6 protein-coding genes and 1 pseudogene are annotated in these 5790 nt (G+C 70.8%); all 7 read left to right on the forward strand.

Annotated elements, in window-relative coordinates; genetic code table 11:
* Window positions 1-1084, forward strand: a 1084-nt coding sequence (locus HUV06_RS16085) for a M23 family metallopeptidase (protein WP_217433896.1), incomplete at its 5' end; no start/stop codon positions are given.
* Window positions 1085-1193: 109 nt separating this feature from the next.
* Complete coding sequence (gene yajC / locus HUV06_RS14185; RefSeq protein ID WP_174301904.1) at window positions 1194-1568, forward strand: preprotein translocase subunit YajC; 375 nt, start codon at window positions 1194-1196, stop codon at window positions 1566-1568.
* Between the two features lie 180 nt (window positions 1569-1748).
* The gene (gene secD, locus HUV06_RS14190; protein ID WP_174301905.1) at window positions 1749-3344 is read left to right on the forward strand and encodes a protein translocase subunit SecD; all 1596 of its coding nucleotides are present in this window, start codon (window positions 1749-1751) and stop codon (window positions 3342-3344) included.
* A 13-nt stretch (window positions 3345-3357) separates the two neighbouring features.
* The gene (secF, locus tag HUV06_RS14195; RefSeq protein ID WP_174301906.1) at window positions 3358-4317 is read left to right on the forward strand and encodes a protein translocase subunit SecF; all 960 of its coding nucleotides are present in this window, start codon (window positions 3358-3360) and stop codon (window positions 4315-4317) included.
* A gap of 4 nt (window positions 4318-4321) precedes the next feature.
* The gene (locus HUV06_RS14200) at window positions 4322-4678 is read left to right on the forward strand and encodes an Mth938-like domain-containing protein (protein ID WP_174301907.1); all 357 of its coding nucleotides are present in this window, start codon (window positions 4322-4324) and stop codon (window positions 4676-4678) included.
* 2 nt (window positions 4679-4680) lie between these two features.
* Complete coding sequence (locus HUV06_RS14205) at window positions 4681-5469, forward strand: squalene/phytoene synthase family protein (protein ID WP_254601151.1); 789 nt, start codon at window positions 4681-4683, stop codon at window positions 5467-5469.
* Between the two features lie 29 nt (window positions 5470-5498).
* Window positions 5499-5790, forward strand: a pseudogene (locus tag HUV06_RS14210) (hypothetical protein); the annotation flags it as partial.

A 5790-nucleotide genomic window follows, 5' to 3' on the forward strand; every position in this document is an offset into this window, starting at 1 on the left:
GCCTACGGGCGCTTCGGCCGCCGAGCCCGAGCCCGCCCATCTGTCCCGTGCCGAACGCCGGCGTCTGCGCCGCGAGGAGAGGGCCAGCCGCTTGGCCGCCGCCACGCCGAGCTACACGCCTCCCGCCCCGGTCTCGCCGCCGCCTGCGCGTCCGCCGACCGTCGCCCAGGCTGCGCCACTGACGTCGACGGCCCCTGCGCCGCAGTCCTACGCATCACAGTCCTATGCCCCGACGACCTCGCCGCCAGCCGCCACCACCTATCCGTCAACTTCGACGGCCATCGTCACGCCCCGGCCCTCTCCCGCGCCCGCGGTCAGCAGTTCGTCGCTGGCCGCGGCCGGGGCGACCACGACCCAGCCCTACTATGCGGGAACGCGGCCCTACACGGCGTCCACACCGGCTCCCGCGGCGAGTACGCCCTACCGGGCCGCGGCGGGCTCGAGCGTGGCGGCCTCCACCTACGCCATGCCCGGCTACGCCTCCCGCACGCCGTCAACCCCCGCCGCCACGACTGCGGGCGCCTCCCGCGTCGCCAGCCTGACCCCGCCGAGCTATAGTCCGAGCTACGCCGCTGGCGGCGCCTCGACGGGCGGCTACGCGCCGAGCCTTGGCCGCGCGCGGCCGGTGACGCCGACCGTCTCCGGCATCGCTGGCATGACGCCGACCCAGATCACCGCCGCGGGCCGCGGCCGCTTCATCTGGCCGTTGCGGGGCCAGGTCATCTCGCCCTTCGGCGACAAGGGCGCGGGCCAGCACAATGACGGCGTCGACATCGCCGCCACGCCCGGCAGCGGCGTCCGCGCCGCCGCGGCGGGGGAAGTGGTCTATGCCGGCAGCTCCATCCCCGGCTTCGGCAACCTGGTGCTGGTGAAGCACTCCGGCGGCTGGGTGACGGCCTACGCCCACCTGGACCGGATCGAGGTGCGGATGCGGGACAGCGTGGCCCAGGGCGACGAGCTCGGCCAGGCCGGCCAGACCGGCGCCGTGGACCGGCCTCAGCTCCACTTCGAGGTCCGCTATGCGCCCGATCCCACGGAGAAGGCGCGGCCGGTGGACCCCACCCTTGTGCTGCCGGCGGGTTAGGCCTGCGGCGAGCGTCGCATTGCAAAACCGCAGGCGCTCGCCTAGCTTCCGCGCCTCTTCGATCGGCCGAGGTTCCCACCCGGCCGCACTGGCTGTTTCCGGAGTCCTGATGTTCGCCACCCCGGCCTTTGCGCAAGCCGCCGGCGCCGCCGCCTCGGGCGGGGGTCCACAGGACCTGATCATGCAGTTCGCGCCCCTGCTGTTCATCGGCGTCATGGGCTACTTCCTGCTCCTGCGGCCGCAGCAGAAGCGCGCCAAGGACCAGCGTGCCTTGATCGAGGCCATCAAGCGCGGCGACACGGTGGTGCTGAACAGCGGCGTCATCGGCAAGGTCTCACGGGTCGACGACGCGGAGGTGCAGGTGGAGATCGCCACCGGCGTGGTGATCAAGGTGGTCAAGGCTATGATCTCCGATGTCCGCACCCGCGGCGAACCGGCCGCGGCCAACGACGCCAAGTCGACCGACGCCAAGTCCAAGGCCTGAGTCCACCTCGACCATGGCCTATCTCTCTCCCGCTCATCCCGGCGACTGCCGGGACCCAGATCGTAAGGCGCTGCGCCTCGCGGGCTGGAGCGCTGATCCCACGCCCGCCTCCCCGGCGTCCAGCCATACGATCTGGGTTCCGGCCTTCGCCGGGATGAGCGGATCAGAGGGGGCGCAGGGATGATCCAACTCCGCGCCTGGAAGATCGTCCTGGTGGTGCTGGCCGCCGTGTTCGGCCTGGTCTTCACCCTGCCCAACCTGCTGCCGGCCTCGGTCACCGATCACGTGCCGGCGCCGTTCAACAAGCGGCTGAACCTGGGCCTCGACCTGCAGGGCGGCTCCTACCTGCTGCTGGAGGTGGACCAGGCGTCGCTCCGCGCCGAGCAGCTCGCCAACATCACCGAGGATGCGCGCCGCACGCTCGGCGATGGGAACATCGGCTTCTCAGGCCTGGGCGTCGCCAACGGTCAGGTGCAGGCCCACATCACCACTCCCGCCCAGGTGGACGCCGCCGTAAGCCTGTTGCGCTCCAAGCTCGCCCAGCCTGCGGGGCAACCCGGCGGTCGCGATCTGAGCATCAACGGAGGCTCCAACCAGACGGTCACGCTCGGCTATTCCGAAGCCAACTGGCGCCAGCAGACCGCCCAGGCCGTGCAGCAGTCCATCGAGGTGGTCACCCGCCGCATCGACGCGCTCGGCACCCGCGAGCCGACCATCATCCGCCAGGGCGTCGACCGGATCGTGGTCGAGGCGCCTGGCGAGAGCAATCCCGAGCGGCTGAAGGAGATCATCGGCCAGACCGCCAAGCTCACCTTCCAGATGGTGGACGACACCAATCCCATCCCGCCCAACCCGGCCCTCGTTCCCCCGGAAGACCAGCTGCTGCCGAGCGACACGCCCAGCGAGCCCCAAGGCGTCCTAGTGCGCCGTCGGGTGCTGGTCTCCGGCGACATGCTGACCGGCGCGGCCGGTCAGTTCGACAGCCAGACCGGCCAGCCTGTGGTCTCCTTCCGCTTCAACGGCGTCGGATCCCAGCGCTTCGGCGAGGTGAGTGCGGCCAACATCGGCAAGCGCTTCGCCATCGTGCTCGACGACAAGGTGATCACCGATCCGGTGATCCAGAGCGCCATCTATGGCGGCTCCGGCCAGATCACCGGCAACTTCACCGTGGAGAGCGCCGCCAACCTCGCCCTGCTGCTCCGTTCCGGCGCGCTGCCCGCCAAGCTCAACTTCGTGGAGCAGCGGACGGTAGGCGCCGAGTTGGGGGCCGATGCGGTGCGGGCCGGCGCGATCTCGCTGCTGATCGGGGCGGCGGCGATCTTCGTCTTCATTATCGGCGCCTATGGCCTGTTCGGAGTGTTCGCGGCGGCGGCGCTGATCGTCAACGTGATGCTGATCTTCGGCGCCATGTCGCTGACCCAGGCGACCCTGACCTTCCCCGGCATCGCCGGCCTTATCCTGACGCTGGCGGTGGCGGTGGACGCCAACGTGCTGATCTACGAGCGCATGAGGGACGAGGCCCACGCCGGCCGCACCCCCCTGATGGCCGCGGACCAGGGCTTCCGCCGCGCTTTGGTCTCCATCATGGACGCCAACGTCACCACCCTGATCGCCGCGCTGATCATGTTCCAGTTCGGCTCGGGGGCTGTGCGGGGCTTCGCCTGGACCTTGTTCGTGGGCGTGCTCACCTCGGTGTTCACCGCCGTCCTCATCACCCAGGTGCTGATCGGCTGGTGGTTCCGGGCCGCCAAGCCCAAAGCCCTGCCGATCGCTTAAGGGGTAACAGCTCATGCGCTGGCCGCTGATCCGCTTCCTGCCCCGCCAGACGCACTTCAAGTTCGTCAAGTGGGCGCCGATCGCCGCCGCCATCTCGGCCGTGGCGGTGCTCGCCTCCTTCGCCAGTCTGGCGACGCTCGGCCTGAACCTCGGCATCGACTTCAAGGGCGGCATCCTCATCGAGGTGACCACGCCCGGCGCCGCCCCGCTCTCCGGCCTGCGCGCCAGCTTGGCTCGCCACGGCGCCCACGATCCGGAGGTCCAGGGCTTCGGCGCGCCCGACGCCGCCATGCTGCGCTTCAAGCCCGAAGCCGGGCGTGATCCAGTGCAGACCGTGAATGGCATGCGCACCAGCCTGGCCCAGGAGTTCCCGGGCATCCAGTTCAAGCGGGTGGAGGCGGTCGGCCCCAAGGTCTCTGGCGAACTGCTGAAGAACGGCTTCCTGGCGCTCGGCGTCGCCCTGGTGTTGATGCTCGGCTACATCTGGTTCCGCTTCCAGCTGCAGTTCGGCCTGGGCGCGGTGCTGGCCGTGCTGCACGACATCGTGCTGACGCTGGGCCTGCTCTCGGTCCTGCGCATCGAGTTCTCCATGACCTCGATCGCGGCGCTGCTCACCGTCATTGGCTATTCCATGAACGAGAAGGTCATCACCTTCGACCGGCTACGCGAGAACCTGCGCAAGTATCGCCGTACGCCGCTGCGCGAAGTCATCGACCTGTCGGAGAACGAGCGGCTGTCGCGCACCCTGATCACCGGCTCGACGGCTTTGCTGGCCCTCGCGGGTGCGTTGATATTCGGTGGCCCTGTGTTGTTCCCGCTGGTCTTCACCATGGTGTTCGGCATCCTGATCGGCACATACTCCTCGGTCTATGTCGCCTTGCCGCTCGTGCTGGTCTGGGGCGTCAGACGAGGCGAGGACGCGGTCCCTCTCGCGACCACCATAAAGTCCCGCCCGGCCCCGGCGAGGCCCTGAGCCCGTGGTCGCCCCCCTCGTCATCGAGGCGTTCGGCGGGGGAGGGTTCCGGGTCGGCGAGCAGCGCATCGAAGGCTCGATCCTGATCCTGCAGAATGCCGTGCGGCCGTGGCCCGTGCGCAGTCTCAGCGTGCTTACGCCTGACGACCTGTCCCCCGTCTCGCGACTGGGGCCGCTGGAAATCGAGGTGCTGCTGCTGGGAGTGGGCTCAGCCGTTGCGCTCGCGCCCAAGACGGTGCGGACGGCCATGTTCAACGCCGGCGTCGGGCTGGACGTGATGAGCACGCCGGAGGCCTGCCGCATGTACAACTACCTGGCCGGCGAGGGCCGCCGAGTCGCCGCCGCTCTGCTGGCGGTCTGAGCGTGCCCCGGCGGCCCCCTGAGGCGGCGGCCGCCGAGGCGGTGGAGACGCTGGACGCCCGCATCCGACGCCTCGATCCCGACCGCTGGCTGGCCAGCCGCTTCGTCCCCGACCCCGCCACCCGTGCTACCGTCGTGGCGGTCTACGCCCTGAACGACGAGCTGGCCCGGGTGGCCGAGAGCGTCAGCAACCCGCTGGCAGGCGAAATCCGGCTGGCCTGGTGGCGCGAGCGGATCGAGGCCATCGCCGTCGGCGGCGCCCCGCCGGGCCAGCCGGTGCTGCAGGCGCTGGCGTCCGCCATCGCCTCGGGCGTCCTGCCGCCGACGCTGCTGGACACTTTGGTCGAGGCGCGCCACGCCGAGCTTGAGCCCGCCCCCTTTGCCGACGACGCCGCGCTCGCCCGATACCTGGACGGCACGGCCGGCGCGGTCATGGGCCTCGCCGCCCGCGTCCTCGATCCCGAGGCGCCGCTGCGCGCAATCGTGGAGGCCGGGCGCGCCTGGGGTCTGGCCGGCCTCTACCGCACTCGGGCGATCTGGCGCAGTCGCGCCCGGGACTGGGTCCCGCAGAGCTGGGGCGAGCCGGACGAAGCCGGGCTGGCGTCCCGCGCGACGGCTGAGGTGCAGGCCGCCCTCGCGCGCGCAAGGGTGGAACTGAAGGCCCTGCCGGTCGCAGCTTTTCCCGCTGTGGCATACGCCGGTCTCGCCGAGCCGTACGCCCGCGGCCGCGCGCCGGGGGAGCTGACGCGCCGGTTCAGGCTCCTCGTTTCCGTGCTCAGGGGGCAGGTCTAGCTCTCCCCTACCCCGAGGTGGGAGGCGCTATGGGCGAACGCCGCGCTATATTGAGCGCGATGTCGTTGATCGCCCGTGTCCTGCTGCCCCTGCCCTTGCCGGAGGCCTTCGATTACGCCGCCGAGGAGTCGATGGGCCTCTCGGTCGGCGACCAAGTCGCAGCGCCTCTGGGGCCGCGCACGGTTCGCGGCGTGGTCACCGAGCTGCGCGACGAGCATGGCGTCAACCGCCCCTTGAAGGCGCTGGCCGGCCGGCTTCCCGACCCGCTGCATCGGGCGCCCGGGCCCGGGGATGGAGTACCGCATCGTGGACGATGCCGGA

Origin of the sequence: Caulobacter sp. S45 (assembly GCF_903642205.1) — a bacterium.
GTDB lineage: Bacteria > Pseudomonadota > Alphaproteobacteria > Caulobacterales > Caulobacteraceae > CAHJWH01.